This window comes from Cobetia sp. QF-1, from assembly GCF_002213105.1.
Taxonomy (GTDB): Bacteria; Pseudomonadota; Gammaproteobacteria; order Pseudomonadales; family Halomonadaceae; genus Cobetia; species Cobetia crustatorum.
The window spans coordinates 63,697-85,183 of record NZ_NBVS01000004.1 but is presented as its reverse complement, the minus strand read 5'-3'; the positions used below and the strand labels follow the sequence as shown (position 1 = coordinate 85,183).

The 21,487-nt window shown below is 56.5% G+C and carries 18 protein-coding genes; 11 read left to right on the top strand and 7 right to left on the bottom strand.

Translation table 11 applies throughout. The features are described from left to right. Positions 1-201: 201 nt before the first annotated feature. On the bottom strand, positions 202-1,599 hold the full coding sequence (locus tag CFN46_RS08900) for a LysM peptidoglycan-binding domain-containing protein (protein WP_024950467.1): 1,398 nt from the start codon (positions 1,597-1,599) through the stop codon (positions 202-204). A gap of 217 nt (positions 1,600-1,816) precedes the next feature. Continuing rightward, positions 1,817-2,605 (bottom strand): hydroxyacylglutathione hydrolase, encoded by a 789-nt coding sequence (gene gloB / locus CFN46_RS08895; protein ID WP_024950466.1) that lies wholly within the window; start codon positions 2,603-2,605, stop codon positions 1,817-1,819. A gap of 640 nt (positions 2,606-3,245) precedes the next feature. Between gloB and CFN46_RS08890 the strand changes: the two genes are divergently transcribed. The 4 genes from CFN46_RS08890 (at position 3,246) to nudC (ending at position 6,475) form a co-directional block, all read left to right on the top strand. Further along, entirely contained in the window at positions 3,246-4,091 is an 846-nt protein-coding gene (locus CFN46_RS08890; RefSeq protein ID WP_024950465.1) for a class I SAM-dependent methyltransferase, read from the top strand. 258 nt (positions 4,092-4,349) lie between these two features. Beyond that, positions 4,350-4,796, top strand: coding sequence for a ribonuclease HI (gene rnhA, locus CFN46_RS08885; protein WP_254918464.1), 447 nt, complete (start codon positions 4,350-4,352; stop codon positions 4,794-4,796). Between the two features lie 132 nt (positions 4,797-4,928). Beyond that, positions 4,929-5,702, top strand: a complete 774-nt coding sequence (gene dnaQ / locus CFN46_RS08880; RefSeq protein WP_088743294.1) for a DNA polymerase III subunit epsilon — start codon at positions 4,929-4,931, stop codon at positions 5,700-5,702. After that, positions 5,702-6,475 (top strand): NAD(+) diphosphatase, encoded by a 774-nt coding sequence (nudC, locus tag CFN46_RS08875; protein ID WP_024950462.1) that lies wholly within the window; start codon positions 5,702-5,704, stop codon positions 6,473-6,475. The genes dnaQ and nudC overlap by 1 nt, the downstream gene beginning before the upstream one ends. 105 nt (positions 6,476-6,580) lie before the next feature. Here the strand turns inward: nudC and CFN46_RS08870 are convergent, their stop codons facing one another. Next, entirely contained in the window at positions 6,581-6,898 is a 318-nt protein-coding gene (locus CFN46_RS08870) for an SCP2 sterol-binding domain-containing protein (protein ID WP_024950461.1), read from the bottom strand. Between the two features lie 309 nt (positions 6,899-7,207). Between CFN46_RS08870 and sohB the strand changes: the two genes are divergently transcribed. Continuing rightward, positions 7,208-8,302: a protease SohB gene (sohB, locus tag CFN46_RS08865; RefSeq protein ID WP_024950460.1), complete on the top strand. Its 1,095-nt coding sequence runs from the start codon at positions 7,208-7,210 to the stop codon at positions 8,300-8,302. A 237-nt stretch (positions 8,303-8,539) separates the two neighbouring features. Here sohB and CFN46_RS08860 read toward each other — a convergent pair whose 3' ends face one another. Continuing rightward, positions 8,540-8,854, bottom strand: coding sequence for a helix-turn-helix transcriptional regulator (locus tag CFN46_RS08860; protein ID WP_024950459.1), 315 nt, complete (start codon positions 8,852-8,854; stop codon positions 8,540-8,542). A 475-nt stretch (positions 8,855-9,329) separates the two neighbouring features. On the opposite strand from CFN46_RS08860, the gene CFN46_RS08855 reads away from it, so the two are divergent. After that, positions 9,330-11,306, top strand: a complete 1,977-nt coding sequence (locus CFN46_RS08855) for an acetate--CoA ligase (protein WP_088743293.1) — start codon at positions 9,330-9,332, stop codon at positions 11,304-11,306. A gap of 122 nt (positions 11,307-11,428) precedes the next feature. On the opposite strand, the gene CFN46_RS08850 is transcribed toward CFN46_RS08855, so the two are convergent. Continuing rightward, the gene (locus tag CFN46_RS08850; RefSeq protein WP_088743292.1) at positions 11,429-13,030 is read right to left on the bottom strand and encodes a Na+/H+ antiporter NhaC family protein; all 1,602 of its coding nucleotides are present in this window, start codon (positions 13,028-13,030) and stop codon (positions 11,429-11,431) included. A gap of 509 nt (positions 13,031-13,539) precedes the next feature. Between CFN46_RS08850 and CFN46_RS08840 the strand changes: the two genes are divergently transcribed. The 3 genes from CFN46_RS08840 to CFN46_RS08830 all read left to right on the top strand — a co-directional run bounded on the left by CFN46_RS08840 (position 13,540) and on the right by CFN46_RS08830 (position 16,721). Beyond that, positions 13,540-14,991, top strand: a complete 1,452-nt coding sequence (locus tag CFN46_RS08840) for a sodium:alanine symporter family protein (RefSeq protein WP_024953442.1) — start codon at positions 13,540-13,542, stop codon at positions 14,989-14,991. A gap of 216 nt (positions 14,992-15,207) precedes the next feature. Continuing rightward, positions 15,208-15,873, top strand: coding sequence for a 7-cyano-7-deazaguanine/7-aminomethyl-7-deazaguanine transporter (locus tag CFN46_RS08835; RefSeq protein ID WP_088743291.1), 666 nt, complete (start codon positions 15,208-15,210; stop codon positions 15,871-15,873). Positions 15,874-15,965: 92 nt separating this feature from the next. After that, positions 15,966-16,721 (top strand): ParA family protein, encoded by a 756-nt coding sequence (locus CFN46_RS08830; RefSeq protein ID WP_024953444.1) that lies wholly within the window; start codon positions 15,966-15,968, stop codon positions 16,719-16,721. Positions 16,722-16,841: 120 nt separating this feature from the next. Here CFN46_RS08830 and CFN46_RS08825 read toward each other — a convergent pair whose 3' ends face one another. Next, positions 16,842-17,666: an inositol monophosphatase family protein gene (locus CFN46_RS08825; RefSeq protein WP_088743290.1), complete on the bottom strand. Its 825-nt coding sequence runs from the start codon at positions 17,664-17,666 to the stop codon at positions 16,842-16,844. Between the two features lie 440 nt (positions 17,667-18,106). Between CFN46_RS08825 and CFN46_RS08820 the strand changes: the two genes are divergently transcribed. Then, positions 18,107-19,357 carry an alanine--glyoxylate aminotransferase family protein gene (locus CFN46_RS08820; protein ID WP_246116521.1) on the top strand — a complete coding sequence of 417 codons (1,251 nt, stop codon included), beginning with the start codon at positions 18,107-18,109 and terminating at the stop codon, positions 19,355-19,357. 5 nt (positions 19,358-19,362) lie between these two features. Next, a complete protein-coding gene (locus tag CFN46_RS08815; RefSeq protein WP_246116520.1) occupies positions 19,363-20,682 on the top strand; it encodes an allantoate amidohydrolase in 1,320 nt (439 codons plus the stop codon). A 34-nt stretch (positions 20,683-20,716) separates the two neighbouring features. On the opposite strand, the gene uraD is transcribed toward CFN46_RS08815, so the two are convergent. Then, the gene (gene uraD, locus CFN46_RS08810; protein ID WP_217897800.1) at positions 20,717-21,250 is read right to left on the bottom strand and encodes a 2-oxo-4-hydroxy-4-carboxy-5-ureidoimidazoline decarboxylase; all 534 of its coding nucleotides are present in this window, start codon (positions 21,248-21,250) and stop codon (positions 20,717-20,719) included. Between the last annotated feature and the right edge of the window lie 237 nt (positions 21,251-21,487).

Sequence of the window (21,487 nt, the reverse complement as noted above, 5' to 3'; positions counted from 1 at the left end):
AAGGCGACTCTGTCACAATCGACCTCGCCAAGAGTAACGAAGTTCCCTGCCAGCGGCCATGCTCAGGCCCACGAGTAGATACGCGAGATTACTTTATTGACATTAGATGACGAGTGCCTGACGCCCCTTGAGAAAACGCCCCCGTCATCATCGATGACGGGGGCGTTTTCTTGATGCTACGACTCTGGCGAGTGTGGCTGATCAGTTCGCGCTGTAAAGCGTCAGCATCTGGCCCGGGCGTAGATAGTCAGACACTGACAGCTTGTTCCAGCGCGTGATTTGGCGAGTGGTGACATTATGGCGTGCAGCAATGCGTGAGAGTGAGTCACCACGCTTCACAAGGACTTTTTTCTGGCCATTGGCACTGGCCAGCTGAGTGGCCGTCGCGCCGATGCGGTCTGGCACCATCAATGCCTGGCCGATACGAATCGTATTGCTCGAGAGATGATTTTTACGTTTCAGTTCTGACAGTGACAGGCCGCTGCGTCGTGCAATGACTGACAGGGTGTCACCATGCTGAACGCGATAACTATCCCAGCTCTGACGGGCTTCCTGCGGCAGTGTAGCCAACTGGCTGAGGAAGGTATCGCGCGCCGTTGCTGGAATGACCAGCGAGCTATCGCCGGGGCTAGTCGCCCAACGCTTATAGGCTGGATTCAGTGCGCGCAGCTCACGCTCGCTGATACCTGCAAGTTCTGCGGCAGTAGAAAGATCCAACTGCCCACCGGTGTCTACGGCAGCGATTTCGGCTTTGTCAGGAATTTCTGGCAGCGTGATGCCGTACTCATCCGGCGCACGAATGATGGCAGCCAGCGCCAGCAGCTTGGGCACATATTCCATGGTTTCATTGGGCAAGCTGATGCCCCAGTAGTCATCATCACCATCAGCTCGTTCACGAGCACGGTTCACGGTGCCAGCGCCAGCGTTATAGGCGGCCAGCGCTAGCTCCCAATCACCGTCATACCAACGAGTGCCTTGGGCCTGGAGGTAGTCCAGTGCAGCATCAGTGGCGAGCAGGACATCCTTGCGGCCGTCGTACCAGCGATTGCGTGTCAGCCCCATTTCATCGCCGGTGGCCGGCATGAACTGCCACATGCCTGTCGCGCCGCCGGGGTGGGCGGCATCAGGGTCGTAGGCGCTCTCGATGAAAGGCAACAGTGCTAGCTCTGCGGGCAAACCACGCGCTTCAGCGCGACGAGTGACGTAACGAATCCATGGGCGCGCTTGCTCAGCGATACGTTCGACGTGCTGGGGATGCTCCTGATACCAATCGATCCACTTGCGAACGCGAGGCCGCCCAGTGTCCTGCTGGAGTTGGTAACCTGCGCGCAGGCGCTCCCAGACATCGGCGTAATTGGCCGGGATGGCGTCCAGCGCTTCCATGAAGTTCAGTGGTGCGGCTTGCTGAACACTGGACGCTGTCATGTCATTTATCGCCGCTGAGCTGGCGCTGGCCGGCAGAGCGATCAATGGTAGGCACATGCCTGCTCCAAAGGAGGCGAGGCGAATTAGCTGGCGCAGTCGATACTGGCCAAAAGATGCATTAGACGGCGTGTCGGCGGTCTTCTGGCCGTCGGTACGGAGGTCTTGCTGATGCATTGAATGATTACTCTATGGCGAGCCGGCGTCGGATGGGCACGACGCGGGCTCAGCTAGCCGGACATTCCGGCACAATCAGTGACTGCGGGGGCTGATCGAGATCAATAAGGTTCTCGACCCGCTGTCACGCGAAACACCTGTGTCGGTGGCCATGCATCGCACGTTTGAGCGCAGATCGCACTGCAGTACCGAGAAAACAGGTGCGCGGGCAGCAGGACTAAAAGTTGTCCTTCCACTGGCGTAATGCCGTAAAGGCTAACAAGGCGGAATCTTCTTGATCCGAGGAGGCTGACAGGCGTCCTTCCTGCACCAGATGCCGTTGAAGTGCCGGATTGGCACTTCGCAGGAACGGATTGATATGCCGCTCTCGATTGATGTTCGAGGGCAGTGTGGGGCGGCCCAGCGAGCGCGTGTTCTCGCAGTCGGCCGTGACATCGTCCAACAGCTTGTTATCAGGCTCTGCAGCGTGTGCAAAGGCCAGGTTGGCCAAGGTATATTCATGTGCGGGAAAGACGAGTGTATCTTCTGGTAATGCGGCCAGTCGGCTGAGAGAGTCGTGCATCTGTTGTGCTGTCCCCTCAAACAGACGGCCACAGCCACCGCTAAAGAGAGTATCACCACAGAACAGCAGCCCCGGCATGCCTGAGGTCACGAAAGCGATGTGGTCCAGTGTATGTCCGGGCACTTCCATGACTTCAAAGAGGCGGCCCTGCACACGGAAGGTGTCGCCCTGTGCAACGCGCTCATCAATGTCTTGAATGGCCGGGTTATGCGGGCCGATGACACGAGGTTGATAGCGTTTGACCAACTCTGGCAGTCCACCGGTGTGATCTTTGTGGTGATGGGTGATCAGGATGGTATCCAGGGTCAGGCCCCGTGATTCCAATACCTCTATCACTGGCGTGGCATCACCCGGATCAACCACCGCAACAGCATTGCTGCCATCGCTTTGAATTAGCCAGATATAGTTGTCCTGAAAAGCCGCTATGGGCGTTACGCTCATCATATGGGTCAGGTGCTCTACGTTATCTTGTGCGTGCTGATCAGTGTGCTGAACGGTCTCGCATGCGGTGACAAATCAAGAGCTTCAACATATCTGCAGGCGAGGAGCCATCAGATTGAAGCGATAAAAAGCATGCTGTCATCGACGAATACTGAAGGTTCGTCGCGACGCCATAGACACTGACGCATACGCTTGGATTATGAGCTGCCGATCTTGCTGCCAACCCTCTGTGTGCCTTATTGATAGGGCGGTATACAGAGGGGAGAGCGACATCAACAACGCGAAGTATGTTCTGTCATGCTGCCATTCATGATGGCATTGGGCCCTGCTGTCCTGTCACCTTTCTCATTTGCCTGAGTCAAGGTGCCTGTTCGTGTTATTGAACAGGGCAGTATCATGACCTGTAAACAGCGGTATCGTTCATTGAATGTCAGGCTCGTCACGGGTCGGCTGGGCGACTAAAGACGCCCAGCGAGCATGTCGAGATGATGTCATTGAACGTGTTGGCGCCATTCAAAGGCATCAAGCCTGACGAGCAAGCATGTAAGTGTCAAACCCCTTATGGTGTGAGAATGTAGGCAAGTGTCAAAATTTGCCTGTGTCAGAGGGAGCTTTTCTCTCTGAAATGTCGGGAGATGGATGGATGTGGAAAGATCCCTTCACTGTGGCCAATACCGCCACGCAGCTAACGGCTGAAGAACGACAACGTCAGCATGCTCGTTTGCTGAGCGCACATGTAAGAGCGATGCGTGCCTTCCTTGAAGGACCGGAGGGGCAGGATGTACTGACAGCAGAGCGCGAGATGCTGACACCGCTGTTTGAGCGCTGTTTCGGCTTCCATAGCCTGTGTCTTGGTCCCGGTGGCAATGATCTGTTATCGCTGTCTGCCATTCGTCACGCGATTCAGTGGGCGCCTGGTCCGGAGCTTGCCGAGTCACCCTCGACCTTGATTTGCCCCCTGACACAGCTTGCGCTGCCAGATGAAAGTATGGATCTGGTCATGATTCATCATCTACTGGAAGTGGCGCCGGAACCTCATCGTTTGCTACGCGAAGCTGCACGGGTTCTGCGCTCCAGTGGCAGTTTGATCATCGTTGCCTGGCAACCCCTCTCAGGTGAAGGGTTGTTGCGCCTAGACCCTCGTCGTCGCCATATCACGCCATGGGAAGGACGTTGGCGGACGTCTGCTGCCTTGCGTGATTGGCTGGCATTCGTGGATTTCGATATTGAGCGCATCGACTATGCCGGCTTCCATCTGCCGGGACTGAGACTTCGTCATGGTTGGCTGGAACGCATGGGGCGTCGTTATAACCTGCCTCTGGGCAGTCTCATGCTGATTCGGGCACGACGCAATGTCGGCTATGTGCAGCCAATCAATGCCAAGCGTTCTCGTGTCGCCATTCAGGGTGTTGCCATCAGTCAGGCAACGCGTATGCATGCCCGTGAAGGACATGTGCCCCGGCGTGAGGCTGATAAGGGTAAGCGCTGACATTCAGTCATGCTTGCTGACGAGACACCATGACACGCCGTATTCGCCTCGATGTCAGAGGCTGTAAAAAAACACAGTGGCTTTTGCCGCAGTCCGGCACGAATGGTTAGAATGATGGCCCATTGTCGTGCGTTGTTGTCGGTGAGGGGCGTATTGATGTCCTGGCAGCGTGTGCGTTTCTTTCATCCTTTGAGAGTGTTCCCTGTGAGTCAAAGTCCTTCCACGCCTGATTCAGCCGCTGATGCTACCGCCGATACTTTGCCTTCCCGGGTTGTGATCCATACCGACGGTGCCTGCAGGGGTAATCCGGGCCCGGGTGGCTGGGGGGCGATCCTTGTCAGTGGCAAGCATCGCAAAGAGCTCAAGGGCAGTGAGCGTGAGACCACCAATAACCGCATGGAAATGACAGCCGCTATCGAAGCACTGAAGGCATTGACCAAGCGATGTGATGTGGTGTTGTGGACGGATTCTGAATACGTCAAGAACGGTATTACCAAATGGGTGCATGGCTGGGTCAAGCGTGGCTGGAAGACAGCCGCCAAGCAGCCGGTCAAGAATGAGGAGCTCTGGAAGGCGCTGTTGGCCCAGAGCGAGCGTCATGCTATCGAGTGGCGCTGGGTAAAGGGCCATAGCGGTGATGAAGGTAATGAGCGCGCTGATAGTCTGGCCAACGAAGCGATTGACGAGATGCAGCGCCGCGTTTGAAGCATCACACTCTTACGCTTTCTGTCAGCAACGCAGTGCCGGATATGTCATGTTCTCTTCCGGCTTTCACCATGAGGCTTGCGCCTTGCGGCAGCGACGTCAGTCGCTCCACTGTTCACCAAGAGGTCTGAGATGCGTCAGATTATTCTCGATACTGAAACCACCGGTATTGATCCAAAGGAAGGCCATCGCCTGATCGAAATCGGTGCGGTGGAGATGGTCAATCGCCGCCTGACCGGCCGCAGCTATCATCAGTACGTCAATCCTGAACGTCTGATCGACGAAGAGGCGATGGGTGTCCACGGCATCACCGATGAACGTGTCGCCAACGAGCCGGTGTTTGCCGATGTGGCGGATGCCTTCTGGGAGTTCATCAAGGGCGCCCAGCTGATTATCCATAATGCACCATTCGATGTGGGCTTCATTGATAACGAATTCAGGCTGATCAATTCGGCGCGCGCCACTCCGCTTGGGCCAGTGGCCGATCACTGCGCCATCCTTGATACGCTGAAACTGGCTCGTACCAAGCACCCCGGCCAGCGTAATAACCTGGACGCGCTGTGTAAGCGCTATGACATCGACAACGGGCATCGCGTGCTACACGGCGCGTTGCTGGATGCCGAGATTCTGGGTGATGTCTACCTGGCGATGACCGGTGGTCAGACCGCGCTGGGGCTGGATACCCTCGACGAAGGTGATGGTGAAGAAGGCGGCGTTGTCGGGGTTCGTCGCCTGCGCGATGATCGCCCGCGGCTGGTCACGCCTGGTCTTTCTGCGTTGGAGCTTGAACGCCACAATGCCTGGTGCGAAGAGATACGCGCCAAGGCAGATTGTGCATTCGATCACGTGACCATTGCAGCACTGGGCAGTCTGGATTCTCGGGGTAACCCGGGAGGGCATGCTTGATGTTGGTGCGTGATCTATCTCGGATGGCTAGTCGTCACGGATATCTGATCCGTATTGGCCGCGAAGGCGTCGCGCCGGCAGCTGATGGTGGAATCATTCAGCCACAGTGCGATTGGCCGTCAGGCGCGATAGGAATTGGTGAGTGGCAGGGGGCGCCAATTGCCGCACTCGGCGAGGCCGGCTCACCAGAGTGGCCAGCTGCGCGGCAATGGCTGCATAGTTTGCCGCGGGATCAGTTTCCATTGTTGTCGAGTGCACTACAGGTGCTCAAGTGGATGCGTGACCATCGGTTCTGCGGCCGTTGTGGTAAGCGCATGAAGCGGCTTGAGCACGAGTTTGCGATGCATTGCACCGGTTGTCAGCATCGTAGTTATCCGCGTATCTCGCCTTGCATCATCACGCTGATTACGCGAGGGCGCGAATTGTTACTGGCGCGTAGTCCGCGTTTCGGGCCAGGCATGTACTCGACACTTGCAGGTTTTATCGAAGCCGGTGAAAGTGCTGAAGAGGCAGTGCGGCGCGAAGTGTTCGAGGAGGTTGGCGTTGAAGTCGGGCGGGTGAGCTACTTCCAGAGTCAGTCCTGGCCTTTCCCGCATTCCTTCATGCTTGGCTACTACGCTGAATATGCAGGAGGGGATATTGTCATTGATGGTGCCGAGATCGAGGATGCCCAGTGGTTTACGCCAGAAGATCTGCCGGGGTTACCGCCGAGGTTCTCCATCTCGCATGCGCTGATTGACAACTTTCTGCGCTCGGTAGCCAGCGGTCGTTGAGCGCCCCCCCATGTGGCAATGCGAATCGCCACCTCCAAAAAAGCCCCTGCCAGTTGGCAGGGGCTTTTTTGGAGGAAAGCAGCTCTCACGTGTTTCTTTCAAACATCAGCCATTAGGAAACAGTGACGTCAGCTTGGTGGCCAGCATGATGTTGCCGGTTGCCTTGAGTCGGCCAGTCATGAACGCTTGCATACCATCGACTTCGCCCTTCATGACGCCCTTGAGAGTTTCGCTGTCGGTGCTCAACGTGACAGACGGATCATCATGCTCTCCTTCGGCGACATCCAGCGTGCCATCCTTGATGATCATGTAGTAATCATCGCTATCGGTGATGTTGAACTGGAAAACTTCGTCCATGCCCTTGGCCGCTTCCGGGTTGAAGCGGTTCTTGAGCATGTCGATAACAGTGTTGGCTGTGGCCATGAGGGTATTCCTTATCGATACGAGTGGCGATGAGAGCCGAGAAAATACAAAAGCGGCCGTCGAGAATGTCTATCAGACTATTTCAAACGACCGTTCCAATCAAGTCGTTGGGGATGATCTTTTGAAGTGTGTGACCGAGCATTATTCTTTATTGATGAAACAGGGAGAGTGACAGCCTTCAGCACTTGCAGGCAGGCAGTGACGCCCCAATGTCTGTCGGATCTCCGTTAGCCGGCCATGCTGCCGGCTAACCTATTATCTGCTCGGGAAAATGTCCGGCAATTATCTTATCTGCTCAGGAGCAAGTGCATGCAATGGATTTCGGCCTACGGCCTCTTTCTGGCACAGGCAATCACTGTCGTGGTAGCGATTGGTGCCATCATTCTTATCATTGTGCGTGCGCGCCAAGGTGATGGGGGTGAGCGTGAAGCCAAGCTGAAGATTCGCCCTTGGAATGAGCGCATGAAAGCCTATCAGCGTGAGCTAAGCCAAGCTGGTCTTGAAGATGCTGAATACGCGGCCAACGAAAAGGCCCGCGCCAAGCAGCATAAGCAGGAAGCCAAGGTGCTCAAGAAGGCACTGAAGGCGAAAGCCAAGAGTGGTGACAAGTCATCTACCGATGCCACTGTGCATGGCAACGGGCGTCGCGCGTTTGTGCTGGATTTTGTCGGCGACATCAAGGCAACTGGTGTTGAAAGTCTTGCAGAGCAGATTACCGCGCTCGAAGGTGTACTGGGTGAGAAGGATGAAGTGGTTCTGCGACTGGAGTCTGGTGGTGGCCTCGTCCATGCCTATGGCTTGGCAGCAGCGCAATTGGATCGTCTGCGTGCCAGCGGTGCGCGACTGACGATCACCGTCGATAAAGTGGCTGCCAGTGGAGGCTACATGATGGCCTGCGCGGCAGATCATGTAATTGCAGCACCGTTCGCGGTCATCGGCTCCATTGGTGTGGTTGCCCAGGTGCCCAATGTGCATCGTTTACTCAAGAAACACGATGTAGATGTCGAAATTCTGACGGCAGGGCGTTATAAGCGCACTCTGACGATGCTGGGTGAGAATAGCGAAGAAGGACGTGAGAAGTTCTTGTCTGATCTCGCACGGACTCATGAGCTGTTCAAACAGCATGTCGGTAGTCGCCGGCCGCAACTGGATGTCGACGCTGTATCTCAGGGTGATATCTGGTATGGAAGTGAGGCGATCGATATTGGACTTATCGATGAAGTGGGAACTAGCCAGGCGCTGTTGTCTCGCTATCTGAAAGAAGAGGTCAAGGTGTTTGAAGTCAGCCTGGAGAAGCCGCGTCGTGTGATGGATCGTTTTGGCAAAGGGGTGACATTGGGGCTGGATCGCGTACTAGACCGTGTGTTGGAGCGCAATGCAGAGTCTCGCTGGCATCAGCAGTAAGCTCAAGCGAGGTTGTCGCGTGCTACCTTGAGATAGTGTTCTCAATATTTGCTCAAGACAGAAGGCCATTCCGTGGCCCGCCTGTTTCACATCGAGAGTCTTGGGAGAAAGGGTGTTGCGCGTGCCATTATTGACGGCTAGCGGTGCTGCATCCTCGCTACTGAAAGTCAGAATGTAGTTCCTGGTAATGCGAGTGGCTTTACGACAAGGGCGTCAGTCTAAGACTGGCGCCCTTTTTTAACGATAGAGTTCCTGCAGCGCGCGAATGACGCCTGCTGCATGAGGACCTTGCAGCGAGTAATAGATGGTCTGAGAGGAGCGTCGTGTCCGGACCATGCCTTCGCGGCGTAGAATTGCCAGGTGCTGGGAAAGCGCTGACTGAGATAGTTCAAGACGAGCATTCAATTCACTGACCGACATTTCGCTATCGCTGAGCAGGCACAGAATGCGCAGGCGGTTCTCATTGCCCATTGCCTTGAGCAGGGCAGTGGCTTCTTCAATGATTCGTTCACCCGACTGGTGCAGCGTGATGACATTGCTGGGCGCAGGCATGGGGCTTTTCCTCGCGGCTGATAATTTGGCATTCATGCGTAATATCCTTGGTAATCGATTCTGGGCTACGCCGTGGCGCTTGGTTATGACCTATCCTTGATTAGTGAATGATCAATAACTCCGCGTGTTACGTCCAAGGGAATCTTAAACGGTAAATCATCGAGCGTGGTGTCTTGATGCTTTGACATTTTGACAAGTCTGCCCTGAGTAGGCATTCAAGCGTATGTTTAAGGCTTGTCTTTCGATTTTTCAGTGCCAGTACAGTGGTATGACTAGCGGGATGGCATCTCAATAAGGCAATTTATGTCCTAAGGTACATCATGGTATGACGATTTTTACGAAAAGACGGCAATTGGCTGCCGCTATGTTCAAACGTTCGTTATACGCAGCACTAGCCTGAGTCATACCCCTCCAAGTGAAGGGCAGTGGAAGAACAATAAAATAGCCGTCATCCAAGCGATGGAAGAGGTAATACATGCTCGAGGACACCACGCTTGCGTCGCGCGAGCGCTATATGGCACTTGTCGCGTGCGCCAATGAGGCGCCAGAGGATTTTTGGGCCAAGCAGGCTCGACGGATTAACTGGTTTCGACAGCCGCAGACCATTCTCGCCTGGGATACTCAGCAGCATGCTCGCTGGTATATCGATGGTGAGATGAATATCTGCCACGCCGCGCTGGATCATCATGTTGCAGAGGGGCGAGGCGATCAGGTCGCTCTGTATTGGGACTCACCGGTCACCGATAGCAAACGGCAGTATACCTATCGTGAGCTGCGTGATGATGTTGCACGGCTGGCCGGTGTCTTGCGTGGCTTGGGTGTCGAGAAGGGTGATCGGGTCATCATTTATATGCCGATGGTGCCGGAAGCCATGATGGCCATGCTGGCATGCGCTCGCCTGGGGGCTGTGCACTCGGTCGTCTTCGGTGGTTTTTCGCCCAAGGAGCTTGCTGTACGCATCGATGATGCCGCCCCCAAGGTCATCATGGCGGCTTCTTGTGGCGTCGAGATAGATCGAGTCATCCCTTACAAGCCGTGGTTGGATGAAGCGATTGAACTTGCTGGGCACACACCTGAGGCCTGTCTGGTCCTCCAGCGCGATCAACAGCTCGCGACGCTTGGCCCACGAGATCATGACTGGCAAGCGTGCTTGCAAGATGCTCAGGCAACTGAAGCCGTCAGCATGCTGGGTAGTGAGCCGTTATATATACTGTATACCTCCGGTACTACCGGCAAGCCCAAGGGAGTGGTGAGAGACCATGCCGGCTATGCGGTTGCGCTGCATTATTCGATGGAAATTCTATACGGTGTCCGCCCCGGCGATATCTTCATGGCGGCTTCCGATATCGGTTGGGTCGTTGGCCACTCCTATATTGTGTACGGCCCGTTGCTCATTGGGGCGACGGCTGTCATGTATGAAGGGAAACCAGTCAAGACGCCGGATGCAGGTGCCTTCTGGCGCTTGATTGAGGAATATCGCATCAGTTGTTTCTTCAGCGCGCCGACCGCGTTTCGCGCGATCAAGAAGGAAGACCCCGAAGCGTCACTGATAGGAGGGCGAGATATTTCCAGTCTGCGCAGTCTGTTTCTCGCCGGAGAGCGCCTCGATCCCCCGACCTATCACTGGCTGAATGACTTGTTGCCGGTGCCTATCGTGGATCACTGGTGGCAGACAGAGACCGGCTGGCCCGTCGCCGGTAACCTCCTGGGGCTTGATATGCTGGAAGATGCGCAGGCACTGCCGCATGCGCCGGTCCCTGCGCGTGCCGGGAGTGCCACCTGGCCCTTGCCCGGCTTCAATGTCCAGATACTGGATGGCATGGGGGACCAAGTCGCGGCAGGAGAGCAGGGAAATGTCGTCATTCAACAGCCGCTGCCACCGGGATGCCTGACGGGCCTCTATCAAGATGCCGCTCGCTTTCAGTCGGCCTATCTTGCCGCCTACCCCGGTTATTATCTGACTGGTGATGGTGGTTATCTCGATGAAGACGGCTATCTATTCGTGATGGGGCGCATCGATGATGTCATCAATGTGGCAGGCCATCGTCTCTCGACGGGTGAAATGGAGCAGGTATTGGGCGCGCATCCAGCCATTGCCGAGTGCGCCGTGATCGGTATCGAAGACTCACTCAAAGGTGAAATGCCGCTGGGACTCGTGATCATCAAGGATGACTGGACCGGCGATGAGAAGGTTCTTCGTCAGATGCTGCGTGAGCGTGTACGTGACAGTATCGGTGCCATTGCCTCGCTCAAGGATGTGCTGATCGTGGAGCGCTTGCCCAAAACCCGTTCTGGCAAGATTCTGCGCAAGATGATCCGTCAGATCGCTGCGGGCGAGCAGTATCAGGTGCCTTCGACCATTGATGACCCTTCAAGCCTTGAAGATGTCAGAGAAGCGCTTAGTGATGCAGGAATCGGGCGGGCAGAGCAAGCGCGTTGCGCGCATGAATAGACCGGTAGCGAGTGTTGAGTAAATCGACAGTTCGTTAGTTGCTACACATAAAGAAGCCCCGCCATGGCGGGGCTTCTTTATTGTTCTAACATCGCTGTGATTCTGGGAGGAGAGCTGACGATTTAGATGCGAGCAACCACCGGGTTGGCTTGCTCACGGCGTGCCAACCAGGCAATGCTGACGAATAGCAGGCCAGCCAAGCTCAGCCAGCCGAACAGCGTACTGTCAGTCAGGCCCATTACCAGATAGGCCAGTAGCGATATCGCAGCACCCAATAGTGCATAGGGTAGCTGTGTCATCACGTGATCGATGTGGTGGCAGCTGGCACCGGTCGAAGACAGGATGGTGGTATCGGAAATCGGGGAGCAGTGATCACCGAACACCGAGCCCGCCAGTACCGCGCCCATCATCGGCAGCATCATGCTGATCTCGGTGGCGGCCGCCATGTCTCCCGCGATTGGCAACATGATGCCGAATGTGCCCCAACTCGTGCCGGTCGCAAAGGCCATCAAGCCAGAGAGCACGAACAGTAACATCGGCAACCAGGTCGGAGAGACCACACCATCGACCAGTGTTGCGAGATATTGACCGGTACCGAGCGAACCAATGATACCCGTCAACAGCCAGGCGAAGATGAGGATATACACGGCAGGCATCATGGAGCGCGCGCCCTGCGCGATGGCACCGACGCTACGGCTCATGCCCATGCGATGACGCAGCAGCATCAGTACTGCTGTCAGCAGGCCAATGGCGCCCCCGATGATCAGCGACTTGGCGACATCCGTCAGTTCAAAGGCACGAATGATATCGAAGGCTTCACCGTCAGCGGCGAGTGCGCTGGCACCGGTCTGGACGATCATGAAGAAGGTTGCGATCACGAGTACGACGATGGGAATCAGCAGGTCCATCGGGCGACCACGCTTGGACTCTTCGACATGGGTGTTGCCCGGCGGGTTACCGCGCGAAGCATCAAACAGCTCACCATCACGTGCTGCGACAGCGTGACGACGCATGGCGCCGAAATTGATGTCGAACCAGGCTGAGGCAATTACAAGCACTAGCGCGGCAATGGCGTAATAGTTGAGTGCAGACAACTCAAGGAAGGCACCGAAGGGGCTGATGTCCGTGATGTGATGCGTTGCCAAGATACCGGCAATCAAGCTGATGATGTAGGCACCCCAGCTGGAAATTGGCGTCAGCACGCAGACCGGTGCGGCAGTCGAATCAATCAGATAAGCGAGACGTGCCCGAGACAGCCCTTGGCGATCAGTCAATGGACGGCAGATATTGCCGACTGCCAGGCTATTGAAGTAGTCATCGATGAAGATGAAGACTCCGAGCATGACCGTCATCAGCTGCGAGCCGCGGCGTGTGGTGACGCGTTCGCGTGCCCAGTTGCCGAAGGCGCGCGTGCCCCCGGCCAAGGTGATGACGCCAACCATTGCCCCAAGTGCGAGCAGGAATAGCAGGATGTAGACGTTCCAGCTATTGAGAGCGACATCACTGAAATGGCCACTTTCAGGTAGCTCAACAAAGACGGCTACCAGCTGCTGCCAGAGGTAATCGAGCGTTGCGATTGGCGCAAAGCCATTCAGCAGAAGCGCGCCAGAGACAATGCCCAGCCCGAGGGAGAGCATGACGCGGCGTGTCAGTATTGCGAGACCGATGGCTATGATCGGGGCGAGCAGCGAAAGCGGGGATGCCGCGTAGCTGGTCAGTTCCATGTATCACCTGTTTTTCAAAGGTAGACGCCGGGACAACGCGTTCTACCGAGTGCCATGTTGGCTATTATGGTGCGTGGGCGTCAGGGAGGTGCACCGCCTGATCGCAGCGCGCCTTGAGACCGAAAAGCCATTGGGCATGCGGAAAACATTAGGCGCGCACGACAAGTCTTGCCACTTCAGGCCCGCTGAAGCAGGCAGGCCGGAAAGGAGGGGGCGCATTATGCCCGAGCAGGCGAAACAGCGAAACATTGCTGCTTTAATCTAAAGTCTACAATGCAGTAAAAAAGACCGCTATTTCGGCTGTTATCCCCTAAAATCGTGTCACGAAATGCTGACAAACAGTGGGCTCTTCTTGCTTATCGCTGTTGGATATGAAGAATGGCGCTCACCAAAGCATGTCGAGCAGCACGCCTGTAGATGCTGCTCGCTGCCTGCAAGGGTCGAGGCTTGCCTCCATGACACCTCTGGCAGCGACGACGAGACCAAGAACCCGCTAAAGCGAGACCGACATGTCGGAAACTACTTCCATCATTCCAGCGCCGATTCTTGCGCTGATCGACGCCGGCAACGGCCTGCTGTGGGGCAGTGTGCTGATTTACCTGCTCATCGGGGCAGGCATCTTCTTCACTGTCATGACCAAGGGCATCCAGTTCCGTTACTTCGGACATATGTGGAAGCTGTTGGCGACTTCTCGTCAGGGCAGCGAGGGAGGCATCTCCTCCTTCCAGGCATTGGCCACCTCCCTGGCGGCACGTGTCGGGACCGGTAACCTTGCGGGCGTGGCCGTGGCCATCTCCCTGGGTGGCCCGGGCGCGATCTTCTGGATGTGGATGACGGCACTGGTCGGCATGGCCACCAGTTTCATCGAGTCCACATTGGCTCAAGCTTATAAGGTTCCGCACGACGACAAGACCTTCCGTGGTGGCCCGGCGTATTACATCGAGAAAGGGCTGGGTCAGCGCTGGATGGCGATTCTATTCTCCATCTGCTTGATCATCGCCTTTGGCCTTGCTTTCAACTCCGTGCAGTCCAATTCCATCGCGCTAGCCATGGAGCAGGCCTTCGATGTGCCACCATGGATCATGGGTATTGTGCTGGTAGTTGTCATGACACCGATCATCTTCGGTGGTATGAAGCGTATTGCACGTACCGCCGAACTGATCGTTCCGATCATGGCCATCCTATATCTGCTGTTGGCGGTATTCGTGGTGATCTCTAACATCACTGAGCTTCCGCAGGCGCTGGGTACCATCTTCCGTAGTGCCTTTGGTCTTGAGCAAGCGGCCGGTGGCGCGCTGGGTTACACAATTGCTCAGGCGATGATGAACGGTATCAAGCGTGGTCTGTTCTCCAACGAAGCGGGTATGGGCTCCGCACCGAATGCTGCTGCGATGGCGACCACCAAGCATCCGGCCTCACAGGGCTTTGTGCAGATGCTGGGTGTGTTCATCGATACGCTGGTGATTTGCACCGCGACCGCGGCGATCATCATCATGAGTGGCACACTGGGCACTGACGGCAGCAATGATGGTATTCAGATCACCCAAGCAGCGCTGACGTCTCAGGTCGGTAGCTGGGGTGGTGCCTTCATCGCAATTGCTATTCTGTTGTTTGCCTTCACCTCGCTGGTCGCCAACTATTCCTATGGCGAGTCCAACATCGAGTACATCGCCGGCAAGAAGAACGCCAAGTCGGTCATCATGATCTATCGTTTTGCCGTGTTGGGCATGGTCATGCTGGGGGCTGTCGCTAGCCTGAAAAGCATCTGGAATTTCGCGGATCTCTCGATGGGTGCGATGGCACTAATTAACTTGATTGCCATCCTGTTGCTGTCACCACTGGCCTTCCGTCTGTTCAAGGACTATGACCGTCAGCACAAGGCAGGCAAGGAGCCGACCTTTGATCCGGACCAGTTCCCGGAACTCAAAGGCAAGATTGATCCGAGCATCTGGAAGAAGTAAGTGCATGAAAGGCAGTGTGAGTTGAGGGCCTGACCAACTGGCCAGAAATGACACTGCTCTGCATGCCAATGGCCGCGCATCGTGATACGATGCGCGGCCATTTTACGTCATGGAGACCATGGTTCTTCGGTTTCATGATGTCGATAATAGCGTCATGCCTCGTGTCAGGGTTCCCTCACCCCTGAGCGGCGACTTGCAGTTAAAAAAGGACCTTAGATGTTGATCCTCTCCGACACCCAGTCGCGACGTGCTCTTATTGCACTTTCCCTGTTTCATATTCTGATCATCACGGCCAGTAACTATCTGGTCCAGCTGCCGATGACACTGTTTGGATTCCATACAACGTGGGGCGCCTTCAGCTTCCCGTTTATCTTCCTCGCGACAGATCTCACCGTACGGTTGTTCGGCAAGTACTATGCGCGTCGTATCATTGCACTGGTGATGCTGCCAGCGCTGATCATCAGCTACATGTTGTCGGTGATGTTTCAGGATGGCATTTTTGCTGGCGTTGAAGCGTTAGGAGATTTCAATCTCTTCGTGGCGCGTATTGCGCTGGCCAGTTTCATTGCCTACGTGATCGGCCAATTACTCGATATTCAGGTGTTTGATCGTCTGCGTCGCAATGCACATTGGTGGCTGGCGCCGATGGCATCGACATTATTGGGTAATCTTGCCGATACCTTTGCCTTCTTCTCGGTAGCATTTCGTAATGGGCCAGACGCCTTTATGGCGCTGCATTGGATTGAAATTGCCTGGGTGGATTATGCCATCAAGCTGGCAATTTCACTGCTGCTGTTCTTGCCCATGTACGGCCTGCTACTGAGCTGGCTTAGCCGCACGCTGGTCGCGAAAGGGCTGTCGCCGGGTCGCGAAGGCGTCTGATCTAACGTTAACGGGTAACTGCCCACATACTGTCATCGAACTGCTGCCATGATGTGCTAACGTGGCTTAAAACAGGGAGAGGCGGGGTGGCAATGAGAATTGTGGCGCTATACAGCATCAAGGGTGGCGTGGGGAAAACGGCTTCGGCAATTAATCTTGCTCATTCGGCAGCAGCATGTGGCCTTCGTGTGCTGCTGTGGGATCTGGACCCCCAGGCTGCCGCGACCTTCTATGTGCGTACCAAGCCTCGTCTCAAGGGCGGCATCGAGAAGCTGGTCAAGGGCAAGCAGGAGATGGCGCGAGTGATTCGCTCAACAGAGTATGAGGGGCTCGATATCCTGCCTGCCGAGTTTTCCTACCGGCACCTTGATCATATTCTTGAGGATGAAAAGCGCTCGCGGCTGCGCAAGCTGCTCAAACCGATCCGTGATGATTATGATCTGGTGGTGCTGGATTGCCCTCCGAGTATCTCCAGCCTGTCGGAACAGGTTTTTGCGGCGGCTGATGCGTTACTCGTACCGTTGATCCCGACGGTATTGTCACTGCGTACGCTTGAGCAACTCAATACCTGTCTGGCAGAGTTGGACTTGGATGCTCAGGTGTGGCCGTTCTTTACCTTGGTCGATCGTCGCAAGACCTTGCACAAGGATGTGATGTCTTCGCTCAAGCGCGATTACCCACTACAGTTGAGTGCCAACATTCCCTATTCGAGTGTGGTGGAACGTATGGGGATTGAGCGCGCACCGATTTCCGTCTATTCGCGTACTAGCGCGCCTGCGGTTAGCTACCGTGAGTTATGGCAGGAGGTTGCCCAGCGACTCGGATTACCGGAAACGCCTGCGAGCTGACAGGTTTGGCCGGTGGATCGCTGGTCCACGGTGGATGATGAAAGCCGATATGCAAACGGCCTGCACTCCATGGAGTGCGGGCCGTTTTTATCTCTAGCGAGCAAGGGTGACATCGAAGTCTTACAAACCCGGTAGACCGGAGGTGGCATCCGCGTCTTCCAAGAGACGCTTCAATGGTGCATGCAACTCAGGTGTACTGACCACGATATTCTCGCCATAGAGCTCCTCGGGAATGCCATCTGGACAGCGATAGAGATGGCCAGTACGTGCACCAGCCTCACGCGCGATCAGTAGGCCAGCGGCAAAGTCCCACGGCGAAACACTCTCGTAATAAGCGTCCAGGCGGCCGCAGGCCACATCGCACAGATCGAGTGCTGCACTACCGTTACGACGCACATCCTGACACACCAGCAACATGGCCGAGAGACGCTTGAGCAGCGGCGGACGGCTATCGCGGTTGTACGGGAAACCGGTGGCGACCAGCGCACGACTCATTTCTTCCATGCCACTGACCGAAATCGACTCACCGTTGAGCCATGCCCCCTTGCCGCGAATCGCGGTGAAGGTTTCACCGAGGAAAGGCGCATGCACGACGCCCATCTGAATCTTGCCGCGCTCACACCACGCGATGGAGACTGCCACATGACGCAGGCCATGCGCGAAGTTGACGGTGCCATCGATAGGATCGATTACCCATAGACCGCCCTTGGTGGCAATGACATCGCGCTCCGGGGACAACTCTTCGGTCAGGCGGGCATCTTCAGGGAATTCAGCTTCCAGTGCCTCGGCCAGCAAGGTATCAATCGCGACATCAATATCGGTGACTAGCTCATCACCTTTCTTGTAGTGGTGCGCAAACCCTTGCTCCTCACGCGCCTTGATCATCCGTTCACCAGCCATTCTGGCCAGCTCCGTTGCGCGTTCCAAGCGTTGTTCCAGCGTCATGTGGCTCTCCAGCGGTGACGAATAGGGTGAATGAGGACATGAATGACCGTTCTCACCCACCGCGTTCCCTTCTGTATAACAGACTCGTGTGGCGAGTTCAGCCATGCGCTGTCATCGACAGCTGTTATCGACGGTATCTTTCTGCCTCCCCATTGTTACGAGGTAACGTCTTGCGATGGTGCGTAATACTTACTCATCAGCATCATGATGCTGCATTGCCCATGAAATTATCCCGTTATCTTGATAGTGCTCACATTATCTGCCGCAATATCTCTATTGGATGACAATGCGTGCAGTGTGTTTCTCAGCAGATGTTTCATATAGCAGCAGATGGCGCATTTGTTGCAAAGTGTCTGAAGGACATCTGCCACTCGACGAGCCTGTCAGCTAACGGTGTCATCTAACGTGATGCGCCAGTGCCCAGTATTCAAGGAGCGACCGTGAGCCCACCCTTTGACCAGATTCACCCCCCTCAGCGTTTACTGATGGGGCCCGGGCCGATCAATGCTGACCCGCGCGTATTGCGCGCACTTTCAGCGCCATTGATCGGCCAATACGATCCGGCCATGACGCAGTACATGCACGAGACCATGCAGCTCTATCGCGAGGTCTTTGCCACCGACAATACCGCCACACTACTGATCGATGGCACCTCGCGTGCTGGTATCGAGGCTGTGCTGGTGTCATTGATTAAGCCAGGCGAGCGAGTGCTGGTACCGATATTCGGGCGTTTCGGTCATCTGCTGCGTGAGATCGCAGAGCGCTGTGGCGGTGAGGTGCATGTGATCGAGTGTCCCTGGGGCGAAGTCTTTCAGCCGGAGCAGATCGAGACCGCGATCCGTAAGGTCAAGCCGCGCTTGCTAGCGCTGGTGCAGGGCGATACCTCAACCACGATGTGCCAACCGCTGGCCGAGATTGGCGCAATCTGTCGTCGTGAAGATGTGCTGTTCTATACCGATGCCACGGCCTCGCTGGCGGGTAATTCGCTCAAGACTGATGAGTGGGGGCTGGATGCCGTGACGGCAGGCTTGCAGAAGTGTCTGGCGGGTCCATCGGGCAGCTCACCGCTGACGCTTTCATCGCGTGCCGTCGAGGTCGTACATGGACGCCGACATGTCGAGGCGGGCATCAGCAGTGGACGTGATCGTCTGACCGACCCCGGCGCGCGTATTCGCTCCAACTATTTCGACCTGTCGATGATTCTCGATTACTGGGGGGAGTTACGTCTCAACCACCATACCGAGGCGACCAGCATGCTGTATGGCGCCCGCGAATGTGCACGCCTGTTGATCAATGAAGGCATGGAGAACGCCATTGATCGCCATGCGTTGCACGGACAAGCGATGGTAGAGGGACTAAAGGGGCTGGGGCTTGAGATGTTCGGTGATCAAGCGCATCGCATGCACAACGTCAGTGCGGCGGTGATTCCCGCTGGACTGGAAGGCGAAGGGCTGCGTCGCAGTATGCTGGAAGACTTTGGCATCGAGATAGGCACCAGCTTTGGCCCTCTCCACGGTAAGGTCTGGCGTTTTGGCGTAATGGGCTACAACGCACGGCGCGATACCGTGTTGACGACGCTTGCGGCGCTTGAACAGACCCTGCGACGCGGTGGAATCAGCGTCGTGGGTGGAAGTGGCGTCGGGACAGCACTCGATTTCTATTCGGATCAGGCCCTGCGAGGTCACGCATGAGTGTCATGGCGAAAGACACGCTGATGCCGCTGTGCAGCGCAGCAGACGTACTGACAGCCTGTGACGTGCTGGCGACGCTTTCTTGTAGTGAGCACGGCATCGATCGACGTTATCTCACTTCGGAACACGCCGCAGCCAACGCGACGATGGCGGCTTGGCTGGCGGCGGCGGGGTTGCGTATCTGGCAGGATGGTGCGGGCAACCAATGGGGCCGCTGGTGCCCAGCTGCACTGCAGGATACAGATGCCACGCCACGGCTGGTGATCGGCTCGCATCTTGATAGCGTGCCGGATGCCGGGCGCTACGATGGCATTCTTGGTGTTCTATTGGGCATTGCGGCACTGACACACTTTCAGCATCAGGCCCAGTATCACGGTCATGCACTGCCGTTTGCGCTTGAAGTCGTCGGCTTCGGCGATGAAGAAGGTGTCCGCTTCGGGGCGACGCTATTGGGCAGCCATGCGATGGCCGGTGGCTGGCAGCCTGACTGGGAGGCGCTTGAAGACGAGGAGGGCGTGAGTCTTGGTGAGGCGCTTCAGGCGTTTGGCCTGTCGGGGCAGACGGCGACACAAGCCTCGTTGCAGGATGCACCACCGCTCGGCTATCTAGAGGTGCATATTGAGCAAGGTCCGGTGCTGGAGGCTGAGAGGCTGGCACTTGGCACGGTGACGGGTATCGCTGGCGCGCGCCGCTTCACCGTCAATTTCGTGGGTCAGGCAGGACATGCTGGCACGACACCCATGGCGCTGCGTCAGGACGCCTTGTGCGCCGCAGCCGAATGGGCGCTGGCCGTCGAGGCGCTGGCGCGTGATGTCCAGGCGGGTAAGCGCAGTGACATGTCAGACCATTCTCTGGTCGCCACCGTGGGCTGTTGTGAACTGCGGCCCGGTGCGGTCAATGTCATACCGGGACGTGCAGCTCTCAGTCTCGATATCCGAGCCCTGGATGATGCCCAGCGTGATCAGGCACTGGATGAGCTGTTGAGCACAGCACAGCGTATTGCACAGCGTCGTGGTATCAGCGTGAGCCACCAGCAGACCCATGCCGCTGATGCCGTGGCTTGTGACGCACAGCTGATGCAAGCGATCGATACGGGGATCGCGAGCACTGGGCAACCTGCGTTCCGGCTGCCCAGCGGTGCCGGCCATGATGCGATGGCGATCAGCCATCTATGCCCCGTGGGCATGCTGTTTGTGCGTTGCGAGCACGGCATCAGCCATCATCCGCTGGAATCAGTGACTGAAGGAGATGTTGCGCGAGCACTGTCCGCCCTGATCGCCAGCATCGAGGCACTGGCCGCAAAACATACTGCCAGTGCCGTGTGAGGGACGACGATAAAAAAGCTCCCGACTGGCTGTCTTACTCAGCTTCCAGCATGGCGGGCAGCCTCACCGCCGCGATGGCGTCGATCTGCGCCAGCGCCTCGCTGAATTCTTCCTCGGGGGCGTGCGGCAAGCGACGCTCCAGTTCATCAAGGATGCTCACGGCATCATGGCCCTTCACGCAGATGATGAAGGGGATCTGATGACGTGCCTGATAGGCAGCATTGGCAGTGATGAAGCGCTTGCGCATGTTGTCATCCAGCTGATCTAGCCCAGCACCTTGCTGCTCGCTCTGCGAGGCGCGTGTCAGGGTGTCCAGCTTGCTCATGGCGAGTTCCGGGTGCGCCAGTATCAAGGCGCGTTGCTCCACCAGACTCCCGGCACGTACGGCATTGGCACAGGCCATCAGCAGGACTTCTGGACTGTAGAAGGGCCGCTCGCTGGCGGCACGCTCCACCACCCAATCCGAGTGCTCGTATAGCCCGCTCAAGCGACGCGCCAAAGCCTCTGGCGGTAGCACATTGAGCGTGTCCAGCATCGCGATATACCGCATGGGGCTCTCGATTGGCATGCGATTTGCTCCCTGAAGGGCTAATAGTTGTATGTACAACGATGAATCTGAGGCCTGCAAGGCGCGTGCCGCCGATCATCTCACAGCGGGTGAGCCAATCCATGGCGGAGACTCCGAAGCATCGCTCAGGGCAGTCTCGACATTGCACCTTGACCAATCGGTCAAGTCAATGCTTGCACCGCAGCGGTGCAATACAACGATAGTGCCTCGGTCGCTGACAACACTACAAGGATGGCG

Excerpts from the sequence above, each read along its gene's own strand:
- CFN46_RS08855 (WP_088743293.1), top strand. The coding sequence starts at position 9,330 with ATGCTCGAGGACACCACGCTTGCGTCGCGCGAGCGCTATATGGCACTT.
- dnaQ (WP_088743294.1), top strand. The coding sequence starts at position 4,929 with ATGCGTCAGATTATTCTCGATACTGAAACCACCGGTATTGATCCAAAG.
- CFN46_RS08825 (WP_088743290.1), bottom strand. The coding sequence starts at position 17,666 with ATGACGCTGGAACAACGCTTGGAACGCGCAACGGAGCTGGCCAGAATG.
- gloB (WP_024950466.1), bottom strand. The coding sequence starts at position 2,605 with ATGATGAGCGTAACGCCCATAGCGGCTTTTCAGGACAACTATATCTGG.
- nudC (WP_024950462.1), top strand. The coding sequence starts at position 5,702 with ATGTTGGTGCGTGATCTATCTCGGATGGCTAGTCGTCACGGATATCTG.
- CFN46_RS08815 (WP_246116520.1), top strand. The coding sequence starts at position 19,363 with ATGGCGAAAGACACGCTGATGCCGCTGTGCAGCGCAGCAGACGTACTG.
- CFN46_RS08850 (WP_088743292.1), bottom strand. The coding sequence starts at position 13,030 with ATGGAACTGACCAGCTACGCGGCATCCCCGCTTTCGCTGCTCGCCCCG.
- CFN46_RS08860 (WP_024950459.1), bottom strand. The coding sequence starts at position 8,854 with ATGCCTGCGCCCAGCAATGTCATCACGCTGCACCAGTCGGGTGAACGA.
- CFN46_RS08830 (WP_024953444.1), top strand. The coding sequence starts at position 15,966 with ATGAGAATTGTGGCGCTATACAGCATCAAGGGTGGCGTGGGGAAAACG.
- sohB (WP_024950460.1), top strand. The coding sequence starts at position 7,208 with ATGCAATGGATTTCGGCCTACGGCCTCTTTCTGGCACAGGCAATCACT.
- CFN46_RS08900 (WP_024950467.1), bottom strand. The coding sequence starts at position 1,599 with ATGCATCAGCAAGACCTCCGTACCGACGGCCAGAAGACCGCCGACACG.
- uraD (WP_217897800.1), bottom strand. The coding sequence starts at position 21,250 with ATGCCAATCGAGAGCCCCATGCGGTATATCGCGATGCTGGACACGCTC.
- CFN46_RS08890 (WP_024950465.1), top strand. The coding sequence starts at position 3,246 with ATGTGGAAAGATCCCTTCACTGTGGCCAATACCGCCACGCAGCTAACG.
- CFN46_RS08835 (WP_088743291.1), top strand. The coding sequence starts at position 15,208 with ATGTTGATCCTCTCCGACACCCAGTCGCGACGTGCTCTTATTGCACTT.
- CFN46_RS08870 (WP_024950461.1), bottom strand. The coding sequence starts at position 6,898 with ATGGCCACAGCCAACACTGTTATCGACATGCTCAAGAACCGCTTCAAC.
- CFN46_RS08840 (WP_024953442.1), top strand. The coding sequence starts at position 13,540 with ATGTCGGAAACTACTTCCATCATTCCAGCGCCGATTCTTGCGCTGATC.